This window comes from Gordonia sp. JH63 (genome assembly GCF_009856645.1).
Classification (GTDB): Bacteria; Actinomycetota; Actinomycetes; order Mycobacteriales; family Mycobacteriaceae; genus Gordonia; species Gordonia hongkongensis.
Genome location: NZ_CP047235.1, coordinates 4,006,073 through 4,028,687, shown reverse-complemented (window position 1 = coordinate 4,028,687; position 22,615 = coordinate 4,006,073). Strand labels below are relative to the sequence as shown.

The 22,615-nt window shown below is 67.5% G+C and carries 26 protein-coding genes; 16 read left to right on the top strand and 10 right to left on the bottom strand.

Annotation, left to right across the window (positions count from 1 at the left end):
- Nucleotides 1–82 precede the first annotated feature (82 nt).
- Genes mftE through GR168_RS17830 form a run of 5 tightly spaced genes read left to right on the top strand, consistent with a single transcriptional unit; the run spans nt 83 to nt 4,787 of the window.
- Nucleotides 83–793 carry a mycofactocin biosynthesis peptidyl-dipeptidase MftE gene (gene mftE, locus GR168_RS17850; RefSeq protein WP_058252356.1) on the top strand — a complete coding sequence of 237 codons (711 nt, stop codon included), beginning with the start codon at nt 83–85 and terminating at the stop codon, nt 791–793.
- Nucleotides 790–2,319: a mycofactocin biosynthesis glycosyltransferase MftF gene (gene mftF, locus GR168_RS17845; protein WP_058252355.1), complete on the top strand. Its 1,530-nt coding sequence runs from the start codon at nt 790–792 to the stop codon at nt 2,317–2,319. Before mftE ends, mftF begins: the two co-directional genes overlap by 4 nt.
- On the top strand, nt 2,316–3,656 hold the full coding sequence (gene mftG / locus GR168_RS17840) for a mycofactocin system GMC family oxidoreductase MftG (protein WP_058252354.1): 1,341 nt from the start codon (nt 2,316–2,318) through the stop codon (nt 3,654–3,656). Before mftF ends, mftG begins: the two co-directional genes overlap by 4 nt.
- 56 nt (nt 3,657–3,712) lie before the next feature.
- On the top strand, nt 3,713–4,144 hold the full coding sequence (locus GR168_RS17835) for a PPOX class F420-dependent oxidoreductase (protein ID WP_058252353.1): 432 nt from the start codon (nt 3,713–3,715) through the stop codon (nt 4,142–4,144).
- A complete protein-coding gene (locus GR168_RS17830; RefSeq protein WP_175404339.1) occupies nt 4,131–4,787 on the top strand; it encodes a hypothetical protein in 657 nt (218 codons plus the stop codon). Before GR168_RS17835 ends, GR168_RS17830 begins: the two co-directional genes overlap by 14 nt.
- Here GR168_RS17830 and GR168_RS17825 read toward each other — a convergent pair.
- The 10 genes from GR168_RS17825 to GR168_RS17780 form a co-directional block, all read right to left on the bottom strand.
- Nucleotides 4,746–5,561, bottom strand: a complete 816-nt coding sequence (locus GR168_RS17825; protein WP_231742456.1) for a MerR family transcriptional regulator — start codon at nt 5,559–5,561, stop codon at nt 4,746–4,748. The two genes, GR168_RS17830 and GR168_RS17825, sit on opposite strands and share 42 nt — an antisense overlap.
- Before the next feature lie 4 nt (nt 5,562–5,565).
- Entirely contained in the window at nt 5,566–7,059 is a 1,494-nt protein-coding gene (locus tag GR168_RS17820; protein WP_058252352.1) for an NAD(P)/FAD-dependent oxidoreductase, read from the bottom strand.
- A 10-nt stretch (nt 7,060–7,069) separates the two neighbouring features.
- Nucleotides 7,070–7,993 carry a hypothetical protein gene (locus GR168_RS17815; protein ID WP_058252351.1) on the bottom strand — a complete coding sequence of 308 codons (924 nt, stop codon included), beginning with the start codon at nt 7,991–7,993 and terminating at the stop codon, nt 7,070–7,072.
- Between the two features lie 43 nt (nt 7,994–8,036).
- Nucleotides 8,037–8,897 carry an SDR family NAD(P)-dependent oxidoreductase gene (locus GR168_RS17810; RefSeq protein ID WP_058252350.1) on the bottom strand — a complete coding sequence of 287 codons (861 nt, stop codon included), beginning with the start codon at nt 8,895–8,897 and terminating at the stop codon, nt 8,037–8,039.
- Nucleotides 8,894–9,901 carry an alpha/beta hydrolase gene (locus GR168_RS17805; RefSeq protein ID WP_159371360.1) on the bottom strand — a complete coding sequence of 336 codons (1,008 nt, stop codon included), beginning with the start codon at nt 9,899–9,901 and terminating at the stop codon, nt 8,894–8,896. The genes GR168_RS17810 and GR168_RS17805 overlap by 4 nt, the downstream gene beginning before the upstream one ends.
- A gap of 138 nt (nt 9,902–10,039) precedes the next feature.
- The gene (locus GR168_RS17800) at nt 10,040–11,683 is read right to left on the bottom strand and encodes an NCS1 family nucleobase:cation symporter-1 (protein WP_238994932.1); all 1,644 of its coding nucleotides are present in this window, start codon (nt 11,681–11,683) and stop codon (nt 10,040–10,042) included.
- Nucleotides 11,684–11,806: 123 nt separating this feature from the next.
- Nucleotides 11,807–12,499 (bottom strand): GntR family transcriptional regulator, encoded by a 693-nt coding sequence (locus GR168_RS17795; protein WP_159371359.1) that lies wholly within the window; start codon nt 12,497–12,499, stop codon nt 11,807–11,809.
- A gap of 8 nt (nt 12,500–12,507) precedes the next feature.
- Nucleotides 12,508–14,421 (bottom strand): prolyl oligopeptidase family serine peptidase, encoded by a 1,914-nt coding sequence (locus GR168_RS17790; protein ID WP_159371358.1) that lies wholly within the window; start codon nt 14,419–14,421, stop codon nt 12,508–12,510.
- The gene (locus GR168_RS17785; protein WP_159371357.1) at nt 14,418–16,217 is read right to left on the bottom strand and encodes an N-acetylglutaminylglutamine amidotransferase; all 1,800 of its coding nucleotides are present in this window, start codon (nt 16,215–16,217) and stop codon (nt 14,418–14,420) included. The genes GR168_RS17790 and GR168_RS17785 overlap by 4 nt, the downstream gene beginning before the upstream one ends.
- A gap of 121 nt (nt 16,218–16,338) precedes the next feature.
- Nucleotides 16,339–16,815, bottom strand: coding sequence for a hotdog fold domain-containing protein (locus GR168_RS17780; protein WP_159371356.1), 477 nt, complete (start codon nt 16,813–16,815; stop codon nt 16,339–16,341).
- Between the two features lie 405 nt (nt 16,816–17,220).
- Between GR168_RS17780 and rpsJ the strand changes: the two genes are divergently transcribed.
- The 11 genes from rpsJ to rpsQ are packed head-to-tail and all read left to right on the top strand — an operon-like array spanning nt 17,221 to nt 22,520.
- A complete protein-coding gene (rpsJ, locus tag GR168_RS17775) occupies nt 17,221–17,526 on the top strand; it encodes a 30S ribosomal protein S10 (RefSeq protein WP_003938093.1) in 306 nt (101 codons plus the stop codon).
- 19 nt (nt 17,527–17,545) lie between these two features.
- Nucleotides 17,546–18,202, top strand: coding sequence for a 50S ribosomal protein L3 (rplC, locus tag GR168_RS17770; protein WP_159371355.1), 657 nt, complete (start codon nt 17,546–17,548; stop codon nt 18,200–18,202).
- Nucleotides 18,199–18,888, top strand: coding sequence for a 50S ribosomal protein L4 (gene rplD / locus GR168_RS17765; RefSeq protein WP_058252342.1), 690 nt, complete (start codon nt 18,199–18,201; stop codon nt 18,886–18,888). Before rplC ends, rplD begins: the two co-directional genes overlap by 4 nt.
- A 1-nt stretch (nt 18,889) precedes the next feature.
- Nucleotides 18,890–19,195: a 50S ribosomal protein L23 gene (gene rplW / locus GR168_RS17760; protein ID WP_058252341.1), complete on the top strand. Its 306-nt coding sequence runs from the start codon at nt 18,890–18,892 to the stop codon at nt 19,193–19,195.
- A gap of 30 nt (nt 19,196–19,225) precedes the next feature.
- Nucleotides 19,226–20,062, top strand: a complete 837-nt coding sequence (gene rplB, locus GR168_RS17755; RefSeq protein ID WP_004020552.1) for a 50S ribosomal protein L2 — start codon at nt 19,226–19,228, stop codon at nt 20,060–20,062.
- A 17-nt stretch (nt 20,063–20,079) separates the two neighbouring features.
- Nucleotides 20,080–20,361, top strand: a complete 282-nt coding sequence (gene rpsS, locus GR168_RS17750; protein ID WP_004020551.1) for a 30S ribosomal protein S19 — start codon at nt 20,080–20,082, stop codon at nt 20,359–20,361.
- Nucleotides 20,361–20,771: a 50S ribosomal protein L22 gene (gene rplV / locus GR168_RS17745; protein ID WP_004020550.1), complete on the top strand. Its 411-nt coding sequence runs from the start codon at nt 20,361–20,363 to the stop codon at nt 20,769–20,771. The genes rpsS and rplV overlap by 1 nt, the downstream gene beginning before the upstream one ends.
- 2 nt (nt 20,772–20,773) lie before the next feature.
- Entirely contained in the window at nt 20,774–21,580 is an 807-nt protein-coding gene (gene rpsC / locus GR168_RS17740; RefSeq protein ID WP_004020549.1) for a 30S ribosomal protein S3, read from the top strand.
- 3 nt (nt 21,581–21,583) lie between these two features.
- Nucleotides 21,584–22,000 (top strand): 50S ribosomal protein L16, encoded by a 417-nt coding sequence (rplP, locus tag GR168_RS17735; protein ID WP_004020548.1) that lies wholly within the window; start codon nt 21,584–21,586, stop codon nt 21,998–22,000.
- Entirely contained in the window at nt 22,000–22,233 is a 234-nt protein-coding gene (gene rpmC, locus GR168_RS17730) for a 50S ribosomal protein L29 (protein WP_004020547.1), read from the top strand. The genes rplP and rpmC overlap by 1 nt, the downstream gene beginning before the upstream one ends.
- Nucleotides 22,230–22,520 (top strand): 30S ribosomal protein S17, encoded by a 291-nt coding sequence (gene rpsQ / locus GR168_RS17725; protein ID WP_058252339.1) that lies wholly within the window; start codon nt 22,230–22,232, stop codon nt 22,518–22,520. Before rpmC ends, rpsQ begins: the two co-directional genes overlap by 4 nt.
- The last annotated feature ends 95 nt before the right edge of the window (nt 22,521–22,615 follow it).

Genomic DNA, 22,615 nt, shown 5'->3' with positions numbered 1-22,615 from the left:
TCGCGACATCTGGACGCGTTTTTCGCTCCGTTTTTCGGGCGAGACCGACACACTCGCAGGCACCATCGCTAGCATTGGTCGAATGACGGTGCCATCGGCGTTGGGGCAGTGCAACTGGCCAGACCTCGATGGGCAGGTGATCACCCTGCTGGTGCCCCTCGGTTCGGTCGAGCAGCACGGGCCCCACCTCCCGCTCGACACCGACACGCGTATCGCGTCGGCGATCGCCGAGCGCGTCTGCGGGCGATCGAAGGCCTCCGGACTCCTGTGCGCACCGGATCTGAACTACGGCGCCAGCGGCGAACACGAGGGCTTCGCCGGGACCATCTCGATCGGACACGAGGCGTTGCGCGGCCTCCTCGTCGAGTACGGCCGCAGTGCGTGCCGATGGGCGGCGCGCGTGGTGTTCGTCAACGGACATGGCGGGAACACCCGGACGCTGATCGAGGCGGTGACCCGACTCCGCTACGAGGGCCGGGACGTCGCCTGGTTCCCGTGCGCTTTCGAAGGCGCCGACGCCCACGCGGGATTCACCGAAACATCTGTGCTGCTGCATGTTTCGCCGTCCGTCGTGGATCCCGACCGTGCCGTGGCGGGCAACCGGGAGCCGGTGGGGGCGCTGATGGGGGCGATGCGGTCGGGCGGTGTCGCCGCCGTGAGTCCCAACGGTGTCCTCGGCGACCCGGAGGGCGCGAGCGCCGAGACGGGGGCGGGTCTGGTCGACGGGGTGACCGACCGCCTGTGGGCCGCCCTGGAGTCGTGGCAGATCGACGATCTGGGGCGCCTGGGATGACGGCCCTCGACGACTCGGCCCCACGACGCTGGGCCGGGAACCAGGACGCGGACGACGCCTCCGCCCGGGACGACTCGGAGTCCGTCGAACCCGGAGCGCACTCGGACGCCGACGCGCCTCCGGGGCCGCGCACCGATCTGCCCGACGGCTTCCAGGTGCAGATCGACCTGCGCTGTGCCAAGGCGGGCGACTTCCGGTATCTGGTCGGCGGTTCGCCGACGCGGCTGCTGCGCATGTCCGACACCGCACTCGGGATGACCTCCGAGGACGGTCGGATCGAGGTGTGCGACAACGTGACCCGACGACTGGCGCGCGCACTGCTGGACGCGGGGATCGCCAATCCCCGGCCCATGTTCGGGCCGCAGCCGCAGGACGTGACCGTGGTCGTCCCGGTCCGGGACAACCAGGTTGGCATCGATCGCCTGCTCGATGCCCTCGACGGGCTGACGGTCATCGTCGTGGACGACGGCTCCGCGACCCCGATCGTGGCGGACCGGCCCACGGCGCGGGTCCTGCGCTTCGACGACAACCGTGGTCCGTCCGCGGCGCGCAACGCGGGGGCGGAGGCCGCGACGACCGACTTCGTCGCATTCCTCGACTCCGACGTCGTGCCCGACCCGGATTGGCTCACCATCCTGCTGACGCACTTCTCCGACCCCACGGTCGGGCTCGTCGCGCCGCGCATCGTCGGATTGCAGTCCGACGCGGCGGTGGCCTCATCGCTGGCCGAGCGGTACGAGAACGGGTGGTCCTCCCTGGACATGGGACCCGAGGAGTCCGCGGTGGCGCCCTCGACCCGGACCCCGTATGTGCCCAGCGCCGCGATGGTGGTGCGGCGCAGCGCTTTCTGCGGTTTCGACGAGTCGCTGCGGGTGGCCGAGGACGTCGACGCGTGCTGGCGGATGCACGCGGAGGGGTGGCGGATCCGTTACGACCCGGTGGCTCGTGTGGCCCATGAGCACCGCGCCGACCTGCGCTCGGTGCTCTCGCGTCGCTGTTTCTACGGCACCGGCGCCGCGCACCTGGCCTCCCGGCACGGTGACCGGGCGGCGCCGATGAAGATGTCGGTTCCGATGGCCGCCGCGGTGGTCGCGTTGCTGTCGCGGACGCGGTTCGGTGCCGCCCTGGCGATGATCATCCTCACCCATCTGGCGGTTCGGATGCGGCGCCGACTGGGCGACCTGCCGTCGGCCCCGCTGGTGTCGGCGCAGATGACCGGACGAGCGGCCGCGTTCGGACTGCTACAGGCGGCGGACGCCATCTGCCGTCACTACTGGCCGGTGGCGGTGTTGCTCGCCCTCGTATCCAAGCGTTTCCGCACCCTCGCCGTGCAGGTGGCGATCGTCGAGGGGGTGGTGTCCTGGGTCCGGGATCTGCTCGCCGATCCGACCAGTCCGCCCACGCTCGGTCCGCTGCGCTACATCCTCATGCACCGGCTCGACGACCTGGCCTACGGTGCGGGCCTGTGGCAGGGGGTCATCACCCATCGAGACCCGGAAGCGTTGCGCCCGGTCATCTCTCGATGACGACGACCTACCGGTCGCTCACCGCCGACGTCGTCATCGTCGGCGGCGGCAGCGCCGGATGCGTGCTCGCCGAGCGGCTCTCGCGGAACCCCGACCGTGCGGTCGTGCTGCTCGAACGCGGGCCGGAAGGCCTGCCGACCCCGGCGGACCTCCAGCTGTCTCGGCTGCCGATCGACGACGCCGCGCCGCACGCGGTCCGCCACGACACGAACCTCGGGGTCTCGGCGGCCCGCGGGTCGGCTCTCGGCGGTTCGTCGGCGGTGAACGGCGGGTACTTCCTCAGGTGGCATCGCGACGACTTCGGAACGTGGCCGGCCGGGTGGGGGCTCGACGCCATCGCCGATGCGTACGACGAACTGGACGCGCCCGGCGGCACCATGGGTGTCGAACCCGTCGCCGACGACGAACTCGGAGACGCCGGAACCGCTTTCGAGCGCTACTGGACGGCGCGGGTGCCGGTCCGTCCGCTCGCGCTGCGGTGGCCGGTGGTCGGGCTCAACCGGGTGCCGATCAATCGGAGCGGGCTCGCGCGCCGCTCGGCGGCCGACGCGTACCTCGTCCCGGCGCTGTCGCGACCCAACCTCCGGGTCGTGACCGGTTGCACGGTGGACCGTGTGGCGTCGGCCGGGGGTACGACGGTGACGGGCGTGCACGCGGGCTCGCTCACGGTCGGCGCGGGCGAGGTGATCCTCGCCGCGGGCACCCTCGGCACCGCGGGGATCCTGTTGCGTTCGGAGTTGCCCGCACTCGACATCGGGGGTCGTGCGGATGCCCGTTCGCTGGGTGCCGGGGAGCATCGAGGCCTGGCGGTGTCGTACGCCAGGCGGGCACCGGCGGGGCCGGGCATGGTGTTGCCGACGGTGGTGCACACCGACAGCGGTCTCGAAATACGCTGTTATCGAGATGATTTCGCCTCGTACATACGCGGCCTGCGCGCCTGGGGTCCGATCGTCGAGGTGACCGCGATGAGGCATTCGGCGGTACGGATCGTCGCCGACGGCGCCGCTGTACGGCTGGCGTTCGACGAGCCCGACCCGGCCACCGCCGTCGCGCTGCGGACGGCGGCCGCGGAGGTCGTGGTGATGCTGCGCGCGCCCGAGTTCGCCGACGTCGTCGTTCCGGGGAGCGTGCGGATCGCCGATCGGGCGGGGTTCTCCCAGCACGCGTGGGGGACGATGCCGATGGGCGTCCGGACCGATTGGCTCGGCGGGGTGCACGGGGTTCGCGGACTCCGGATCGTCGACGGGTCCATTCTGCCCACCAGCGGGCGCAGTGGCCCGCACGCGACGATCATGATGATGGCGTGCCGGATCGGTGATGTACTCGCGCAACGGTGAGGCGGTCGAGTCCGAACACCTCGCGGTTGTGGCCGGGTCTCTCTAGGGTGAGAGGCATGTCTGAGCCCACGCTGTCCGATCCGGCCATCCGCGACTTCCTCACCAGCGGCACGAAGACCGGGCACCTCGGATACACCGCCGCCGACGGTCGACCGCTCGTCGTCCCGGTGTGGTTCGTCCTCGACGGCGACCGGATCGCGTTCAACACCGGGGCCACGACTGCCAAAGGCCGTGCGCTGTTGCGTGATCCACGTGTCGTGATGGCGGTCGACCTGCCCGCACCGCCGTTCGGTTTCGTGCAGGTGCAAGGCATCGCGCGGGTCACCGACGACCTCGACGAGGTGCGTCGCATCGCGACGATGTGCGGGGCGCGCTACATGGGTGCCGAGCGGGCCGAAGAGTTCGGAGCCCGAAACGGGGTCCCCGGCGAGCTGGGGATCTGGATCGAGCCGAGCAAGGTCATCGCGAGCCTTGATGTCACCGCATGACCGCACACATGCATTCCTGACGCCGACGCTGCCCAAGCAGTGCTGGGGGTTCATGATCGGGTCGGCGCTGTTCGCGCTGGGGTCGGCCCCCGGGCTGGCCCACTTGATGGGCGCCGGGTTCGCCAACAGCTGCTACTTTGTCGGCGCCTGGTTCTTCACCGCAGCCGGATTCATCCAGCTGATCCGCAGCGGTACCGTGGCCGAACTGCGGTCGTCGGCGCCCGGTTCGGTCATCCGTGCCGAATGGCTCACAGCAGCCACGCAATCGGTGGGTACGATCCTGTTCAACGTGTCGACCACGGGAGCTCTGGTCGCGCATACGATCTGGGGCGACCGGCACCTGGTCTGGACCCCGGACGCGGGCGGGTCCATCGCCTTCCTCATCAGTGGCGCGGTCGCCTTCGCCGGCTACACCCGCGCCACCGGACGCCGGTGGGATCTCCGCGATCGGGACTGGTGGTCGGTGCTGATCAACTGGATCGGGTGTGTCGCATTCGGGGTGTCGGCCGTCGGAGCATTCGTGACCAGGGGTGGCGTCACCGCCGACGCGGTGGCCGCGACGGTCGGTACGTTCGTGGGAGCGATCTGCTTCTTCCTCGCCTCATTGGTCGTTCTGCCGAAGCGGCACAACGGGTCCGGCTGAGGGCTCGACGGATTCCCGGCCGGGCTGCGGCGCGTCGGCGTCCGCGCGCTCGTCGACGGCGCTCTGGTGGGCCGAGAGTTCCCGGTCCAGCGCCGTGTCGAGGGCGCGGTCGAGTGCGGCGTGGGCGTTCTCGGTTCCGACGCGGCGCATCATCCCCAGGAGGTTCACCGCCCAGGCGACGTCGTCGTCGTTCTCCGGCAGCCAGCCCGGGCCCTTGCGTCGGTCCACCTCGTCATGCGCGGCAGCGAGCAGGATCTCGGCGGCCTCGTTGATCTTTGCGGTGAACCGTTCGTGGACATCTGCCAGCGCGGTGATCTGCACGCCCCGTCGCACGAGTTTCGCCAGGTTTCCGATGATGCGCGGGTCGATGGCCTCGTACACCCCATCGCGCGGGGTCTCCGAGATCACACCGGCTCGCACGAGAGCCGCGACCTGGGCATCGTCCAGCGGACCGAATCGCTCGTCGAGCTCGTCGCGGGTGATCTCCGGGCGTGACGTGCTCGACCAATGCTCGTCGAGGATCTCGTTGAGCTCCAACGCATCCCCGATGCGAGCGCCGGGATTCGTCATGAAGGTGGCGATGTGCTTGAGGGTGAACCCGCTCCCGAGCAGTTTGTTGATGGCCCGGAGGTTACGCAGGTGCTTCTCGGTGTAGATCGCGACGCGTCCGCGCCGCAGCGGCTGGGGGAGCAGCCCGCGTTCCTGATAGCCGCGGATGTTCCGGGTCGTGGTTCCGGACACGCGCGCCAGGTCGTCGATCCGGTACTCGGTCATCCCCTCACTGTAACGCTGCGGTGGCCGGAGTCCGAGCGTCCCGGTGAACGAGGATCCGGTAGTCGCGCAGTTCGACGCGGCGCAGCTGATTGACGTACTGGGTCGCGAAGCCGGGGTACATCGTCGCGTTGAACCCGTCGTCGGTCAGGTACCAGCTCTGGCATCCGGAGTTCCAGGTGGTCGAGGTCAGTCGACACTGGATGTCCTGGTTGTATCGCTCCTGCGCCTCGGCGCGCACGTCGAGAGCCTTCCAGTCGTTCTCGAGCAGCTGGGTGACCGCTTCGGTGATGTAGTCGATCTGGGCCTCCATGTAGACCAGCGCGGAGCTGTGGCCCGGGCCGGAGTTGGGTCCGAACGTGAAGAACAGATTGGGATAGCCGGACACGGCGACGCTGCGGTACGCGAACGCGCCCCGGCCCCACTCGGACGCGAGGTCGCGGCCGTCGAGGCCGGTGATCGGGATCGGCGTCCCGGTCTTGGACACGTCGAACCCGGTCGCGAACACGATGCAATCGAACTGGTGCTCAACACCTTCGACGGTGCGGATGCCGCGTTCGGCGATGCGGGCGATCGGCCAGGTCACCAGTGTGCAGTTCGGTCGCTGGAGCGCGGGGTAGTAGTCACTGGTCATGAGCAGTCGTTTGCATCCCGCGGCGAAGTCGGGGGTGAGCTGCCGGCGCAGCCACGGGTCGTCGACCTGTGACCGCAGGTGCATTTTGCTGACCGCCTCGACGACGCGGGTCAGGGGAGTGTTCCAGACGACGCCCAGCGCCACCGTCTCGTGACCCCAGAACCAGAGTGAACGCGCCAGTCGCTGGGTGCCGGGCACCGCCCGATAGAGCCGCTTGGTCGTCGCACGGGTCCGCACGTTCGCGCGGGGCAGGACCCAGCCGGGCGTGCGCTGGAAGACCTTCACCGACGCGGCGGTCTCGACCAGCTCCGGCACGATCTGGACCGCGCTCGCCCCGGTGCCCACGACAGCGACCTTCTTGCCGGTGAAGTCGTAGTCGTGATCCCAACGTGCGCTGTGGATCTTGTGCCCCTCGTAGTCCTCGATGCCGGGGATGTCGGGGAAGGAGGCGTTCGCGAGCGGACCCGAGGCCAGGACGACGGCGCGCGCCCGTACCGGTTCGTGCCCTTCGTCGAAGGTGATGGTCCACAGACCGTCGTCGGCGTTGTACTCCATCCCGGTCACCGTGTGGCCGAACCGGATGTGCGGTCCGATCCCGGAGTCGTCGACCATCGACCGGATGTAGTCGAGGATCTCGGCACTGCGCGAGTAGGTGTGCGACCAGTCCGGGTTGGGCGCGAAGCTGTAGGAGTACAGGCGCGACGGGATGTCGCACGCGGCACCCGGATAGGTGTTGTCGCGCCACGTGCCGCCGACCCGGTCGTCGCGTTCGAAGATCGCGAGGTCGTCGATTCCGTGCTCCCGGAGACGGATCGCCGCGCCGATACCGGCGAATCCGGCTCCGATGATGGCCACCGAGGTGTGCATCACCGCCGCCTCAGGCCGTCGGCTCGTAGGTGAGTTCCTGCGACCACGTGGGTGTTCGGTGGACCAGCCCGAACGGGATGCGATCGGTGAGCTTCACCATCGAGTCGGCGAACAGGTGGTAGGGCACGTTGCCTCGATTGATCACCGCCGCACCGTGGTACGCGACCACCTGGAACATGGGCAGGCGCCGCACGTACTCACTTCGATCTCCCACCGCCCGGTAGCGCTTCATCGCGCTGTACAGCCGTTCCTCGTCGACCCCCATCGCGACGATGTTGTCGCGCATCTTGTTCAGGAGCGGTACATAACTGAGAGCTCCGATCAGGAAGGTCGGCTTGACCCACCCGCCGACGAAATCGATCGTCCGTTTGCGCAACCCCGCGTGTCCGAGGATCTCCATCACCTCGAAGTCGACTGCGAGGTGCCGCGATTCATCGGAGTTGATCCGTCTGAACACCTCCTGGGCCACCGGGTCCTTGACCTCGTCGGTGATGAACTTGATCAGCGCGCCGTCGAGCGCGACCTCGAGCATCGGGATCACGGTTCCCAGAAAGGACAGGGACATGTCGTCGGAGTGTCGGTCGAGCCAGTTGATCACCAGCTGCACGTTGACATTCGGTGACGGGATCTCGTCGCCGTCGAGCATGCCCCACCTGCGCATCAGTGCCAGTTCGGCATTGGCATGCTTCTGTTCCTCGGCGTGGAAGTGTTCGTAGATGCTCTTCAGCGTCGGGGTCGGCGCCTTCTTGGCCATGGCCGCGAAGCCCCGTGCGCCGACGTTCTCGATCCACATCAGGTCACTCATGAAGGGTTTGAGCTTGGCGTGGAGGTCGGGGTCGATGAGCTCGGCGCCCGGTGCGTCCCAATCGATGTCGATCAGGGCCCATTGACGGTCCTTGATCTTCTGCAGCATGTTGTCGAGGTCGATGGCCATGAGAGTGGTCCTTTCGTGTGGTCGGTGCGCTGAGGTCGCCGGGTCAGGACGACGGCAGGAGGCGGTTGAGGAGTCCGAGTCCGCGGACGTAGGACGCCGGGAAGTGTCGTTTGAGATGCCAGATCACGCGGGCGTCCAGTTGCGGCAGGACGTAGAGACGTCCCAGATCGTGGGCGTCGAGTGTCGATGCGGCCACGCCGGCCGGGGACACCCCGGTCCAGCGCATCAGCGTCCCGGCGAGATCCTGTGCGTCCGAGGTGATCCGACCGTCGCGGGCCACGTTGGTCTTGACGAACGTGGGGCACAGAACCGTGACACCGACGCCGGCGGAGGCCAGCTCGGCGGCGAGTGTCTCGCTCAGCGAGACCACGCCGGCCTTCGACACGTTGTAGGGCGCCATCACCGGCGCCGCGGCGAAACCTGCGGCCGACGCGACGTTGATGATCCCCCCGCGGCCCGCTTCGCGCAGCATCGGCGCGAAGAGTTCGCACCCGTGCACCACACCCCAGAGGTTGATCCCGAGCGTCCAGTCCCAGTCGTCGAACCCGATGTCGCCGACCGGGCGGCCCCCGATGCCGACCCCGGCGTTGTTGACGACGAGGGTCGGTGGACCGTCGAAGGTGTCGCGGGTGAACGCCGCGAGCGAGGTCATCGCGGCACGGTCGGCGACATCGCAGGTGAACGCATGGGCCACCCGCCCGGTCCGGGAGGTGACCAGCGACGCGGTCTCGTCGGCGCGTGTCTCGTCGATGTCCGCGCAGATCACCTCGCCGCCGCGTCGGCCGAGTTCGAGCGCGAATGCGCGACCGATCCCGCTGCCGGCACCGGTGACGAGGGCGCGGGCATTCTGCGACAACGGATTCCGGAGGAACCGGCGCCGGATTCCGTCGACCGCGGTGATCATGACGCGTCCGCCTCGGTGGGCGAAGCCGGGGCCGTCGCCGGAGACGGCCGGTTCGCCGCCTGGTCGCCCAGGAACTGCGCCACCCGCCGCAGTGCGGCGTCGGCCTCGGGGCCGAGTCGAGGGAGGGCCTGGAAGACGTGCATCAGGCCCGGCCAGATCTCCAGCCGGCTGTCACCGCCGTGCGCGCGGAGTTGCTCGTGCAGGTGGCGGGCGTCGGCGCTGAGCATCTCGGCGCCGCCCGCCTGGATGAGGAACGGTGGAAGGTGCCGTGCCGCCGCGAAATCCAGCGCGAGACGCGGGTCGTCGGCGGCAACGTCGCGGGTGTAGAGCGCCACCAGGCGGGCGGCAGCCGCAGCCGTGATCGCCGGGTCGCGCCGGATGCGTTCCTGGGTGCGCGCCAGCTTGAAGGTGAGGTCGATGAGCGGGGAGAACAGGACGACCGCGGCGGGTTGGGCAGCGCCGCCGTCCGCGCGTCGGAGGGTCAGATCGCAGGCCAGATGACCGCCGGCGGAGTCGCCGGCGACCACGATGTTGGCAGGGAGGAAGCCCTGGCGGAGCAGCCAGTCGAAGCCGTCGGCGACGTCCTCGGCGGCGGTGGGGAATCGGTGCTCGGGAGCCAGACGGTAGTCGACGACGAACACCGGTATCCCGGTCGCGAAAGAGAGCCGCGCGGCCAGCGACCGATGTGTGCGAGCCGAGCAGATGCTGTACGCGCTGCCGTGGACGTAGTAGATCGCGCGGCGCCCCCGTCGGACATCCGGTCCGAGAACCCACTCGCCGCGAATGCCGTTCTCGCGGACCGGATACACGGTTGTTCCGGATGGCGTACGTCCGAGCGTGCGCATGATCGCGGCGATGAGACCGCGCGAGAGTCGGATGCCCAGCGGATTCAGTGGAATCGCGCCGGTGAACGTGCCGAGCCCCCACCTCGTCGCATGGGCGGTCGCGGTGGCCCGTGCCGACGCGCGGGTCGGCAGCGGGGTCGGAGTCGTCCTGGTGTGCATCAACTCACACCATCAGCAACCGTGCCATTTTCCAATGGCACAATGGATGCGTCAGGGGTGGGCGGTGGGTTCGGAAGCCGCACACACAGCAGACCGGGCCGCGCGAGATGCTCGCGCGGCCCGGTGGTTCACCGCCCGTCAGTTCCGGGTGCTGCCCCCGGGCACGGTGGATGCGGCTTCTGTGGTCGGCGTTCCCGCGGTCTCGGGCTCCGCCGACATCACTTCGATGTCATCGGTCATCCGTGCGAGCGCCGCGGGTCCGTAGATCAGGCGGGTCGGCACGAACTTCATCCCGAGCCAGTAGAGGAGCATGCCCATGCCCGCGCCGATGAACCATGTGAAGCTGGCCTGATACACGGTGCCGAAGATGACGACACCGATCGGGAGGATCGACGCGATGGCGGTGGCGCCGACGGCAACCGGGTTCCAGCCGTTGCGGTACCAGTAGGCGCCCTCGGGCCTCATGGTGAAGAGCTCGTCCACCTCGATCTTCTGCTTCTTGACGAGGTAGAAATCGGCGATGAGGATGCCGAACAGCGGACCGATGACCGCGCTGAGGGTGTCCATTGTGTAGTGGATCGCGGTCGGATTGTTGAAGAGGTTCCACGGCGTGATGAGCACCGAGCCGACCGCCGCGATCATGCCGCCGGTTCGCCAGCTGATCTTGGTGGGCGCGACATTCGAGAAGTCGAACGCCGGCGAGACGAAGTTCGCGACGATGTTGATCCCGATCGTGGCGATGGCGAAGGTGAGCACGCCCAGCACCGCGGCGGTCGTGTTGTCGATGCGATCGACGATGTGCACCGGATCGGTGATGATGTTGCCGTCCTCGTCGGTGCCGATGACCGTGACCGCCGCGGAGACCGTGCACACCACGAGGAGTGAGAAGAAGAGGAAGTTGACCGGCAGGCCCCAGAAGTTGCCCTTCTTGACCTCGCCGAAAGTGCGCCCGTACCGCGAGAAGTCACCGAAGTTGAGCATCGGACCGGAGAAATAGGAGATCACGAGTGCGATCGCGCTGATCATCATCGTGAACGACGACCAACCGGAGAGCCCGTCGCCGACCGACAGGTCGAGACTCACGTTGTCCCAACCGGCCTCGACGACCAGGTAGGCCGCCAGCGCGATCATGACGACATACACTGCGGGACCGCAGAAGTCGATGAACTTCCGGATGGTTTCCATGCCGTTCCAGAACACGAACGCCTGCAGGATCCACATCAGGATGAAACCCGCCCAGCCGAGCGCGGACAGGCCGAGGAAACCATGCTGTTCGACATCGCCCCAGGGTTCGAGTCCGGGCCAGAACTTCAGCGCCAGGAGGCCGAAAGCGACTGAGGCGAGGTAGGTCTGGATGCCGTACCAGACGACCGCGATCACGCCGCGGATGATCGCCGGGATGTTGGCGCCCTTGACGCCGAAGGAGACCCGGGTCGTCACCGGGTAGGGGACGCCCGCCATCTGGGAGGGCTTCGCGACCAGATTGCACAGGATGTTGACGGCCACGATGCCCACCACGAGCGCCACCAGCACCTGCCAGGCCGCGATGCCCAGCGCGAAGAGGCTGCCCGCGAACACGTAGCCGCCGACGCTGTGCACGTCGGACATCCAGAAGGCGAAGATGTTGTACCACGTCCACTTCTGTTCCTTCAGTGGCGCGAGATCGGTGTTGGTGAGCCGATCGTCGTAGGTGGACTTGATGACGCTCTCACCGGCGGCGCCGGTGTGGGACGTGGCCGCGGGTACCTGCGGTCCGGGCGTCCCGGAGGGTGGTGTGGACATTGGCGTTCTCCTGGTCCTGGTCAGCGGCCGGGGTCGGAAGTCGTACGGGGCGCACGCTGATGGGAGAAATGTAAGAACGGATTGTTACCCCGCGATGAACGGGCAGATATATTTCGCCGGGGCTCAGTCGTGGCGGACGTCGAGGAGTGCGGTGGTCTCGATGACGGCGCTCTCGAGGCGCTGGTGGTGACGGTGTGCGACGTCGAGGACCGATGCGGTGTCTCGGTCGCCGAACGCCGCGAGCAGGTCGGCGTGGTCGGTGTTGAGTGCCTGCTGGGTCTCGGCGGTCACCGATCTCATCACCTGGAACGGCTCGGTGAGATTCCAGGTCGCCTCGAACATGTTGAGCAGCCGCGGCATCGCGCACGGCTCGGTGAGAGCGCGATGGAACTCGCGGGAGATGTCGTGAAAAGCCTTGCCGTCGTTGTACTTCACCGCCGTGAGTAGCTCGATGTGGTGTGCGCGTGCGGTCTCCAGGGAGGACTCGTCGATCAGGCCGACCGACCGGGCGAGTGCTGCTTGTTCGAGAGTGCCTCGGACGAAGTAGATCTCGCGTAGCTCCTCGGTGGACAGCTGACTCACCCGGTACCCCGCTCCGGGGCGGTGCACCACCAGGCCTTCGCCGACCAGTGTCTTCAGGGCTTCGCGGACCGGGATCGGACTCACGTCGAATGCGTCGGCGATCTCGCCCGGCGGGAGTTGGGTCCCCGGGGGCGCGCCACCGGACAGGATCAGTCGACGTAGTTCCTCGAGCACATTCGCACGTGTGTTGGGCGAACGCGTCTCGGTGAGCTGGGCGAGCAGGCGGTCGGTCATCCGCCTGTTCATCGAGATGACCGGTTCCGGGACGGGTGACGCGCGATCCAGCCGGCGACCGCCTCGGTGAGCCGATGTTGGTTGTGCCGCTTGACGATCTCGTGACCCTCGTCGTCGAACATCAGCATCTCGGCCACGGCGCCGCGTGCCTGGAGTTCGGCGACGATCTGTTGCGACTCGCTCACCGGCACGTTGGTGTCGTGCGCTCCGTGGACGACGAGCAGCGGCGCGCGCACCGCGTCGATCCGGTGGATCGGCGACAGGTCGGCGAGGAGTTCACGGTCGAACTCCGGATGTCCGTACTTGGTGTAGGCCGCCACCGCGATCCACGGTTCGGTGTTGCGGAAGAACGACTCCAGGTCGCTCATGCCGCAGATGGCGATCCCGGCGGCGAACAGGTCGGGATGGAAGGTCAGGCATGCCAGGGTCAGATATCCGCCGTACGAACGGCCGGAGCAGTAGACCGCGTCGGGGTCGGCGATGCCCTGTCGACACAGGAACTCGGCACAGTCCGCGGCGTCGTCGATCCCGGCATACCGTCCGTAACGGTCGTCGGCGTGCGCGAACAACCGGCCGTATCCCGACGACCCGCGGACGTTCGCGGCGAAGACCGTGATCCCGGCGTCGACGAGGGGACCGAACAGGAACTGGTAGTCCGGGCGCGACTGTCCCTCCGGTCCGCCGTGGAAGTAGAGCAGGGTGGGGCCGGGCACGGCCGTGCCGGCGGCTCGCTTGGCGCGGAATAGGAAGCCGGACAACGGCATACCGTCGCGCGCCGAGAACTCCATCAGTTCGGGCCGGAGCAGACACGAGGGCCCCTCGCCGGCGACGACGTCGTCGCGGACCGGGAACACCTGCCGGTTGGCGACATCCACGAGATGGACGAGGGGGGAGTGCTGCGGGCTCGACACCGTCACTGTCACCACCGACCCGGCGGCACTGATCGAGAGATCGGAGGCCACCTCGCCGGGCAGGTCGATGGGCGGGTGCAGGGTCTGATCGGGCAGAGTCAGGATCTGCAACTCGCTGCAGCCCCGTACATTCCACAGCAGGGCGACGGTCGACTGGTCGTGGCTGACCGCGAACTCGTCGAGCCCGATGTCGACGCGCTGGGCCATCACCCGGAAGCGCACGCCGAACTTGCTGACCTCGACTCCCAGGAGCCGCGGGAACTTGGCGTCGAAATCGCTGCGCACCAGCGCCTGGACACTGTCGAGGTCGCGGGCCGGTTCGTTCGGGGCGGGGACGAACACCAGGGATGAGTGATCGAAACCCTGGTCGAGGAGATAACCCTGGTCGGTGATCGCGCCCGGATCCTGCGGCAGCAGCGGGGTCATCGTGATCTCGTCGTCACCCGACTCCGGGCGGCGGCGCAACAGCAGCATGTCGTGATAGCCCCGCGGGCCCACTCGGACGAGGGTGGCGCCCTTCCACGAGTCGATCAGCACGCTGCCGACGCGCTGATCGAGGGTGAGTGTCGTCCCGGTCCCCGGATGCACGCGGAGCGCGTGGGAGGTGCCGTCCTGATCGATGGCGGTGATCAGGACCCAGTCGGTGTCCCAGCCGACCAGGCCCACCGTGCCGAACGATCGCCCGTCGGGGCGGGTCGCGGCGATGCGATGGGCGGTGTCGTCGTCGGGATCGGTGGTGACGACCCACACCTGGTGATGCTCACCGCCGCTCGGCGCGATCTCGGCCGCCAGCCAGCGACCGTCGGTGGAGTGCACCACCTTTCGGACGGGCCCGGTGGATCGTAGCTGCACCCAGCGCAACTCGCCGACGCCGTCCCGCGAGAGCGACCGCTGCGCGGCCCGCGGATAACCGGTGCCCTCGTCGACGATGTAGGCGAAGGCGCTCCCGTCGGGAGAGAGCGAGGCGCCGTAGGTCTTCCAGCCGCGGTCGTCGAAACGCAGAGCGGTCACCGTCGGGCGTTCGCTTCCATCGTCTGCAACCACATCTCCAGCACGGCGACCTGCCACAGTTCGTTGCCGTCGAGTCTCGTGCGAATCCCGTTCGGATCGGCGAACAGTCGGTCGAGGGCCTCGGGACGGTACAGGCCGCGATCTCGGGCCGCCTTCGACCGTAGGGTGTCCGACACGAGATCGAGGACGCCGCCGGTCAGATGGCGGATATGCGGCACCGGAAAGTACCCCTTCGTGCGATCGATGACTGCCGACGGCAGCAACGCCCGGCTCGCCTCCTTGAGGACGCCCTTGCCGCCATGTGCGAGTTTGAGATCGGGGGGACACGTGGCGGCCAGTTCGACGAACTCGTGGTCGAGGAACGGGACGCGGGCCTCCAGGCCCCAGGCCATCGTCATGGTGTCGACGCGTTTGACCGGGTCGTCGACGAGCATGACGGTCGTGTCCAGGCGGAGGGCGGCGTCGACGGCGGTGGCCGCGCCCGGTGCGGACTGGTGGGCCCAGGCGAACTCGAAGCTCGGGTCGTACCCGGCCTCGGTGAGGTAGTCGTCTGCGAGGATGCCGCGGATGTCGACATCGTCGCGGTCGAAGAACACGTCGGCGTACGCGCGCGTCGTCTTCTCCCGGGTCACGTCCAGCAGCGGGGGATACCAGCTGTACCCGCCGAGGATCTCGTCGGCGCCCTGACCGGACTGGACCACCTTGATCGACTTGCTGACCTCCTGCGACAGGAGATAGAACGCGACGCAGTCGTGGCTGACCATCGGTTCGCCCATCGCCGCGACCGTATCCGGGATCGCGGGCAGCAACCGGTCGGTCCCGATGTGGATCTTGTGATGGTCGGTGCCGAAGGTGTCGGCGATGAGGTCGGAGTAGGCGTACTCGTCCCCCGATTCCCCGGCCGCGGAATCGAATCCGATGCTGAAGGTCGCGAGGTCGGTCTGACCCTGCTCGGCGAGCAGCGCGACGACCAGGGAGGAGTCGACGCCCCCGGACAGCAGCACGCCGACCGGGACGTCGGCGACCATGCGCCGGCGCACGGACGTCCGCAGCGAGTCGAGCAGCTCGTGCTGCCATCGCTTCTCGTCCCAGTCCCGGCGGTCGGGATGCGGTTCGAAAGCCGGTTCCCAGTAACGGCGTTCGGTGCGGCGTCCGTCGGGCTGGATGGTCATGACGGTGGCCGGCGGCAGCTTCCGGATGCCGTTGTAGATGGTGTGGGGTGCCGGGACGACGGCATGGAAGCTGAAGTAGTGGTGCAACGCCACCCGATCGATCGAGGTGTCGACGTCGCCGGCGCGCAGGAGCGCCTGCACCGACGAGGCGAACCGGAGTCGACCGGGGGTGTCGGCGAGATAGAGCGGCTTGATGCCGAGCCGGTCCCGTCCGAGGGTGACCACGCCGGTGTCGGTGTCGACGACGGCGAACGCGAACATGCCCATGAAGTGGTCGACGCAGTCGGGGCCCCAGGCATGGAACGCCTTGAGGATGACCTCGCTGTCGGCGTGGGAGAAGAACGTGTAGCCCTTGCCCTCGAGTTCGGCGCGCAGTTCGTGGTGGTTGTAGATGCAGCCGTTGAAGACCAACGCCAGGCCGAGTGCCGGGTCGATCATCGGCTGACTGCCCTTCTCGGTCAGGTCGATTATCTTCAGGCGCCGATGACCCAGCGCCACAGCGCCTTTCGAGAAGACGCCCGAGCCGTCAGGGCCGCGACGTGTCATCTCGCAGGTCATGGCGTCGACCGCCGAGACATCCGGAGCCGTCCCGTCGAACCGGATCTCGCCGCAGATTCCGCACATGGGTCGGGGGTCCTCCTCGTTAGCTGTCGTACTCCGGTGCCGCTGGTGCCCTGGTGCCCCGGGCGGAGGCATCCTCCCACCCTAGGAGCAGCCGGTCGGGACGGCACCCCGGGCGGGGCGACTACTTCGGCGTCACCCAGGTGGTGATGTCGCAGTGCACGACCTCGACGCCCTCGGTGTCGACGATGCTCACCGACACGGTGACGTCGGTGCCGGTGGTGATCGCGTCGAAGTCGACGGGGTCGGCCAGTCGCGCCTCGGCGGTCAGGCGCGTCGTGGCCTTCGTCAGATAGCTGGACTGCATCGCCTTGGGAATCCAACGGTGGGTGGTGGGCGTGGTGGCCTCCATCAGCATCCCCATCGCGGCCTCGGCGAGGTTGCACGCCGCGATCGCGTGGAAGGTGCCGATGTGGTTGTGGACGCCGAACCAGTTGGGCGCGGTGACCTTGCAGTAGCCGGGCTCCATCTCCTGCACGAGAGGCAGGACGGTGCCGAAGTACGGGACCTTCGCGACCATGCCGAGGGAGAAGAGGACGTTGCCCAGCGGATTGGCGGGCAGCTTCTTGCGCAGGGCGAAGGTGGGGTTCGTGGAACTCATGGCGGTATCTTACTCATCGGTCAGGTAAGGTTCGGCCGACGGTCGCCGGCACTGATTTGATCGTGCTCCCGACCTGATGCATACTGTTCGGGTTGCCTTGACCGGCGGACGCAGGTTGTGCCATGTGCCAGACCCGCGGTCGCGATCAGGTGAATGACTCCCAGGCCCGGTCTACGGGGACTGGGCGTGTAACGCGTGCCCCGATTTCGGTTCACGGTCCCGACACGCCCGACCGCGGGTGCCGGAGCAAACCGGCTCGTACCAGGTGCGAGCCAACGTACAACGACAGATGAACAGCGTCGATTGCCGTATCTCACACGGTGGTCATGTGCTCAGCCGGCGAGAGGTCGGTCCAGATCACGCGGTGTTTGTCTGTCGAGAACAACTGACGGAAGAGGACACAGCGTGGCGGGACAAAAGATCCGCATCAGGCTCAAGGCCTACGACCACGAGGCGATCGACGCTTCGGCGCGCAAGATCGTGGAGACCGTGACCCGTACCGGGGCACGCGTCGTCGGCCCGGTGCCATTGCCCACCGAGAAGAACGTGTACTGCGTCATCCGTTCGCCGCACAAGTACAAGGACAGCCGCGAACACTTCGAGATGCGTACCCACAAGCGACTCATCGACATCCTCGACCCGACACCGAAGACGGTCGACGCGCTCATGCGCATCGACCTGCCGGCCAGCGTCGACGTCAACATCCAGTAGGACGGGGGCGAGATAACACATGAGCAATCAGAGTTCGACCAAGGGCATCCTGGGCACCAAGCTCGGCATGACCCAGGTCTTCGACGAGAACAACCGCGTCGTCCCGGTGACTGTCATTAAGGCCGGCCCGAACGTGATCACCCAGCTCCGCACCGCGGACCGTGACGGCTACACGGCCGTCCAGCTCGCCTACGGCGCCGTCGATCCCCGCAAGGTGACCAAGCCGGTCGCCGGTCAGTTCGGCAAGGCCGGGGTCACCCCGCGCCGCCACCTGGCCGAGATCCGCGTCAACGACGTCGCCGAGTTCGAGGTCGGTCAGGAACTGACCGCCGAGATCTTCGCCGACGGCGCGCTGGTCGACGTCACCGGCACCTCCAAGGGCAAGGGCTTCGCCGGCGTCATGAAGCGTCACGGCTTCGCCGGTCTGGGCGCCAGCCACGGTGCCCACCGCGTACACCGCGCTCCGGGTTCGATCGGTGGCTGCGCCACGCCGGGTCGCGTGTTCAAGGGCATGCGCATGGCAGGCCGCATGGGTAACGACAAGGTGACCACGCAGAACCTCACCGTCCACAAGGTGGACGCCGAGGCCGGTCTCCTGCTGATCAAGGGAGCGATCCCGGGTCGCAAGGGCGGCATCGTGATGGTTCGCGACGCAGTGAAGGGTGGTGCCAAATGAGCACCGAGACGGCTACCAAGCTGACGCTGGACGTCAAGACCGCCGACGGCAAGACCAACGGAACCGTTGACCTGCCCGCCGCGCTCTTCGACGCCCCGGCCAACATCGCGCTGATGCATCAGGTCGTCGTGGCCCAGCAGGCAGCGGCACGCCAGGGCACGCACTCCACCAAGACCCGCGGCGAGGTCCGCGGCGGTGGCGCCAAGCCGTACCGCCAGAAGGGCACCGGCCGTGCGCGTCAGGGTTCGACCCGCGCCCCGCAGTTCGCCGGCGGTGGCACCGTCCACGGCCCGCAGCCGCGCGACTACAGCCAGCGCACCCCCAAGAAGATGAAGGCGGCCGCACTGCGCGGTGCGCTGAGCGATCGCGCTCGTAACGAGCGCATCCACGTGATCACCGAACTGGTCTCCGGGCAGAAGCCCTCGACCAAGTCGGCGCGTCAGTTCCTGGAGAGCCTCTCCGATCGCCGCAAGTTCCTGGTCGTCCTCGGCCGCGAGGACCTGACGGCGTGGCTGAGTGTCGCGAACCTGCAGAACGTGCTGCCGATCGCGCCGGATCAGCTCAACACCTACGACGTCCTGGATTCGGACGAGGTGGTGTTCAGCGTCGAGACGCTCAATGCCTTCATCGAGCAGAACACGGCGGATGCCAAGGCTGCCGTCGAGAAGACAGCAGAGGAGGCCTGACATGGCGACCGTTGCCGACCCGCGCGACATCATCCTGGCGCCCGTGATCTCGGAGAAGTCCTACGGGCTCATGGAGGACAACGTGTACACCTTCCTGGTGCACCCGGAGTCCAACAAGACCGAGATCAAGATCGCGATCGAGAAGATCTTCGGTGTCAGCGTTGCCAGCGTCAACACCGCGAACCGACAGGGCAAGCGCAAGCGGACCCGCACCGGCTACGGCCAGCGCAAGTCCACCAAGCGCGCCATCGTGTCGCTGACCGCAGACAGCAAGCCCATCGAGATCTTCGGGGGCTCGGTCAGCTGACCGGGGCGCCCAGAGAAGGACTAGAGACTCATGGCTATTCGTAAGTACAAGCCGACGACCCCGGGTCGTCGTGGGGCCAGCGGCTCCGACTTCGCCGAGGTCACCCGTGACCACCCGGAGAAGTCGCTGGTGCGTCCGCTGCACGGGCGTGGTGGCCGAAACGCTCACGGCCGTATCACCACTCGTCACAAGGGTGGCGGCCACAAGCGCGCCTACCGTCTGATCGACTTCCGTCGCAACGACAAGGACGGCATCAACGCCAAGGTCGCTCACATCGAGTACGACCCGAACCGCACCGCGCGGATCGCGTTGCTGCACTACGTCGACGGCGAGAAGCGCTACATCATCGCGCCCAAGGGCCTGAAGCAGGGCGACGTCGTCGAGAGCGGTTCGACCGCCGACATCAAGCCCGGCAACAACCTGCCGCTGCGCAACATCCCGACCGGTACCCAGGTCCACGCCGTGGAGCTGCGTCCGGGTGGCGGCGCGAAGATGGCCCGCAGCGCGGGATCGTCGATCCAGCTGCTGGGCAAGGAAGGCACCTACGCCACCCTGCGTATGCCCTCCGGCGAGATCCGTCGCGTCGACGTGCGCTGCCGCGCCACCGTCGGCGAGGTGGGCAACGCCGAGCAGAGCAACATCAACTGGGGCAAGGCCGGCCGTATGCGCTGGAAGGGCAAGCGCCCGACCGTCCGTGGTGTCGTCATGAACCCGGTCGACCACCCGCACGGTGGTGGTGAGGGCAAGACCTCCGGTGGTCGCCACCCGGTCAGCCCGTGGGGCAAGCCCGAGGGCCGTACCCGCAAGAACAAGGCCAGCGACAAGCTGATCGTCCGCCGCCGTCGTACCGGCAAGAACAAGCGATAACAGGAGGAGGTAAGAGAATGCCACGCAGCCTCAAGAAGGGCCCGTTCGTCGACGACCACCTCCTGAAGAAGGTGGATGTCCAGAACGAGAAGGGCACCAAGCAGGTCATCAAGACCTGGTCCCGTCGTTCGACCATCATTCCCGACTTCATCGGTCACACCTTTGCCGTCCACGACGGCCGCAAGCACGTGCCGGTGTTCATCTCGGATTCGATGGTCGGGCACAAGCTGGGCGAGTTCGCCCCCACCCGTACCTTCAAGGGTCACATCAAGGATGACCGGAAAGCGAAGCGCCGGTAATGACTACGCAGACCGATAATCCGACAGCAAAGGCGACCGCCAAGTTCGTGCGCGTCACGCCGATGAAGGCGCGTCGTGTCCTGGACCTGGTCCGCGGCAAGAACGTGGACGAGGCGCTCGACATCCTGCGGTTCGCACCGCAGTCGGCGTCCGAGCCCGTGTACAAGGTCCTGGCGAGTGCCGTGGCCAACGCGGAGAACAACCTGGATCTGGATCGCCGGACCCTGGTCGTCGCCACCGCGTTCGCCGACGAGGGCCCGACCCTCAAGCGCTTCCAGCCGCGCGCGCAGGGTCGTGCGTTCCGTATCCGCAAGCGCACCAGCCACATCACCGTGGTCGTGGAGAGCCTGCCGGAGAAGGCAGCCGGCGGCCGTGGCCGTTCGCGTCAGCCGAAGAAGAAGGGAGCCTAGTAGTGGGCCAGAAAATCAACCCGCACGGCTTCCGTCTGGGCATCACCACCGACTGGAAGTCGCGGTGGTACGCCGACAAGCAGTACGCGGACTACGTCAAAGAGGATGTCGCCATCCGCAAGCTCCTCTCCACGGGGCTCGAGCGGGCCGGCATCGCCAAGGTGGAGATCGAGCGCACCCGTGACCGGGTTCGCGTCGACATCCACACCGCGCGTCCGGGCATCGTCATCGGTCGCCGCGGCGCCGAGGCCGATCGCATCCGCGGCGACCTGGAGAAGCTGACCGGTAAGCAGGTCCAGCTGAACATCCTCGAGGTCAAGAACGCCGAGTCCGAGGCCCAGCTGGTGGCCCAGGGCGTCGCCGAGCAGCTGAGCAACCGTGTGGCGTTCCGCCGCGCGATGCGCAAGGCGATCCAGTCGGCGATGCGTCAGCCGAACGTGAAGGGCATCCGGGTCCAGTGCTCGGGTCGTCTGGGCGGCGCTGAGATGAGCCGCAGCGAGTTCTACCGCGAGGGTCGCGTGCCGCTGCACACGCTGCGCGCCGACATCGACTACGGACTCTACGAAGCCAAGACCACCTTCGGCCGGATCGGCGTGAAGGTGTGGATCTACAAGGGCGACATCGTCGGTGGACGTCGTGAGCTGGCCGCGGCCGCTCCGGCAGCCGAGGATCGCCGTCCGCGCCGGCCCAGCCGGCCCCGGCGTAGCGGTGCCTCGGGCACCACTGCGACGAGCACCGACGCCGCTCGCGCGGCCGAAGCCGCTCCCGCCGAGGCCACCGCTGGTGCGGCTGAGAAGCAGGAGGGCTAGGCCATGTTGATCCCACGTCGGGTCAAGCACCGCAAGCAGCACCACCCCAGCCTCAAGGGGCAGGCCAAGGGCGGCACCAAGGTGACGTTCGGCGATTACGGCATCCAGGCTCTGGAAGGCGCGTACATCACCAACCGTCAGATCGAGTCCGCTCGTATCGCGATCAACCGGCACATCAAGCGTGGCGGCAAGGTCTGGATCAACATCTTCCCGGACCGCCCGCTGACCAAGAAGCCGGCCGAGACCCGCATGGGTTCGGGTAAGGGTTCGCCCGAGTGGTGGGTTGCCCCGGTCAAGCCGGGTCGCGTGCTGTTCGAGATGACCTACCCGAATGAGGAGATCGCTCGCGAGGCCCTGCGTCGCGCGCAGCACAAGCTCCCCATCAAGACCAGGATCGTGACCAGAGAGGAGCAGTTCTGATGGCACTCGGAGTTGCTGCGAACGAGCTTCGTGAGCTCAACGACGCTGATCTGGTCGATCGCCTGAAAGAGTCGAAGGAAGAACTGTTCAACCTTCGGTTCCAGATGGCCACCGGCCAGCTCGACAACAACCGTCGCCTGCGGACCGTGCGTCGCGAGATCGCGCGTATCTACACCGTGATGCGCGAACGGGAGCTGGGCCTGGCGTCCGGACCGGATGGTGATGACGCGTGAGTGAGGACCAGAAGGTGACCGAAACCCAGACCGAGGTGCGCGCACGCCGCAAGGAGCGCATCGGCTACGTGGTCAGCGACAAGATGCAGAAGACCATCGTGGTCGAGCTGGAAGATCGTAAGAGCCACCCGCTCTACGGCAAGATCATCCGGACCACGAGCAAGGTCAAGGCCCACGACGAGAACGGCGATGCCGGCGTCGGTGACCGCGTGCGGATCATGGAGACCCGCCCGCTGTCGGCGACCAAGCACTGGCGTCTCGTCGAGGTGCTGGAGAAGGCCAAGTAAGCCCTCTCCCAACGAGTTCTACCGTCACCGGCCCGTTCCCCACAGGGAGCGGGCCGGTTTCGTCGTATTTGGTCTCAACAGGGGATTGACCGGTC